The organism is Herbaspirillum sp. B65 (assembly GCF_000333555.1).
Classification (GTDB): domain Bacteria; phylum Pseudomonadota; class Gammaproteobacteria; order Burkholderiales; family Burkholderiaceae_D; genus Herbaspirillum; species Herbaspirillum rubrisubalbicans.
Genome location: NZ_BADI01000225.1, coordinates 1 through 1,759, shown reverse-complemented (window position 1 = coordinate 1,759; position 1,759 = coordinate 1). Strand labels below are relative to the sequence as shown.

3 protein-coding genes are annotated in these 1,759 nt (G+C 60.7%); 2 read left to right on the top strand and 1 reads right to left on the bottom strand.

Translation table 11 applies throughout. The features are described 5' to 3' along the window. Positions 1-483: UbiA family prenyltransferase (locus I5W_RS05745; RefSeq protein WP_044528525.1), on the top strand; the 483-nt coding region annotated here is incomplete at its 5' end. Positions 484-487: 4 nt separating this feature from the next. Then, positions 488-1,078 (top strand): SCO family protein, encoded by a 591-nt coding sequence (locus I5W_RS05740; protein WP_044528524.1) that lies wholly within the window; start codon positions 488-490, stop codon positions 1,076-1,078. A gap of 103 nt (positions 1,079-1,181) precedes the next feature. On the opposite strand, the gene I5W_RS05735 is transcribed toward I5W_RS05740, so the two are convergent. Beyond that, a partial coding sequence (locus I5W_RS05735) for an RNA polymerase factor sigma-32 (protein WP_044528523.1) occupies positions 1,182-1,759 on the bottom strand: 578 nt, incomplete at its 5' end.

Sequence of the window (1,759 nt, the reverse complement as noted above, 5' to 3'; positions counted from 1 at the left end):
ACGGCCACCTCGCAGAACATCGTCATCGGAGGCCTGGCCGGTGCCATGCCGCCCGCGCTGGGCTGGGCAGCGATGGCCAATGACGTGCCGATGCAGGCCTGGGTGTTGGTGATGATCATCTTCATCTGGACCCCGCCGCACTTCTGGGCGCTGGCCATGTACCGCCGCGACGACTACGCCAAGTCGGGCCTGCCGATGCTGCCCATCACGCATGGCATGGACGTGACCAAGCTGCACATCCTGATGTACACCATTGCGCTCTTGGCGGTGAGCATGTTGCCCTTTGCCATCGGCATGAGCGGCCTGATCTACCTGGGCACGGCCATCGTGCTGGGCGCGATCTTCTTCTGGTATTCGTGGCAGATCTATCGTCACTACACCGACCTGATCGCCCGCAAGGCCTTTGCCTATTCCATCATCTACCTGTCGATCCTGTTCGCGGTGCTGCTGGTGGATCACTATTTCCTGTTCCGCAGTTTCTGAACTCATGAAAAGATTTCTCTCGGCGCTGCTGCTGGCCGCTTGCGCAACCCTGCTGGCGGCCTGCGGCCAGTCCAAGCCTGAACTGAAGTTCAACAACACCGACGTCACCGGCCTGGATTATGCGAAGGACTTCGCCCTGACCGACCATAACGGCCAGCCGCGCACCCTGGCCGATTTCAAGGGCAAGGTGGTGGTGATGTTCTTCGGCTATACGCAATGCCCGGACGTGTGCCCCACCACCATGGTGGAGATGTCCAACGTCATGAAGGAATTGGGCCCGGATGCCGATCGGGTGCAGGTTCTGTTCGTCACCGTCGATCCCGAGCGCGATACCCAGCAGGTGCTGGCGCAATACGTGCCGGCCTTCGACAAGCGCTTCCTGGGCCTGCGCGGCGATCTGCCGCAGACTGAGAAAGTGGCCAAGGAATTCAAGGTGTTCTACCAGAAGGTGCCGGGCAAGCAGCCGGGCAGCTATACCATGGACCACACTGCGGGCAGCTATGTGTTCGATCCGCAGGGCCACATTCGCCTCTTCGTCAAGCATGGCCAGGGGCCGCAGACGCTGGCGCATGACATCAAGCTGTTGCTGTCTTGATGGCGTAGGAAAAGAGATAAACGATATAAATCGTTTGGATGAAAAGAAAGGCGCCCGCGGGCGCCTTTCTTGTGGGTGCTGCTGAAGCGGCCTGAAGAATCGATCAGGAATAAGCCTGCAACGCCGTCTTCATCTTCTTCAGCGCCACTGCCTCGATCTGGCGGATACGTTCGGCCGAGACGCCGAATTCGTCGGCCAGCTCATGCAGGGTCGCACCCGAGCCATCGTCATTGGCCAGCCAGCGGGCTTCGACGATACGGCGCGAGCGGTCGTCCAGCTTGGACAGGGCGGCTTCCAGGCCTTCGGATTGCAGGCGGTCGTACTGCTTGGCCTCGATCACGCGGGTCGGCTCCGAGTTGTCAGAGGACAGATAAGCGATCGGCGCGAACTTGTCATCATCGTCATCGGTGGGCGATTCCAGGGCGATGTCGCGACCGGACAGACGGGTTTCCATCTCGATCACTTCTTCGCGCTTGACGTCCAGGGTCTTGGCCAGGGCCTCGACCTGGGCCGGGGTCATCGCGTCCAGGCCTTCCTTGTGGCTGCGCAGGTTGAAGAACAGCTTGCGCTGGGCCTTGGTGGTAGCCACCTTGACCAGGCGCCAGTTCTTCAGGATGTACTCGTGAATCTCGGCCTTGATCCAGTGCATGGCATAGGACACCAGGCGCACGTTCTGGCCGA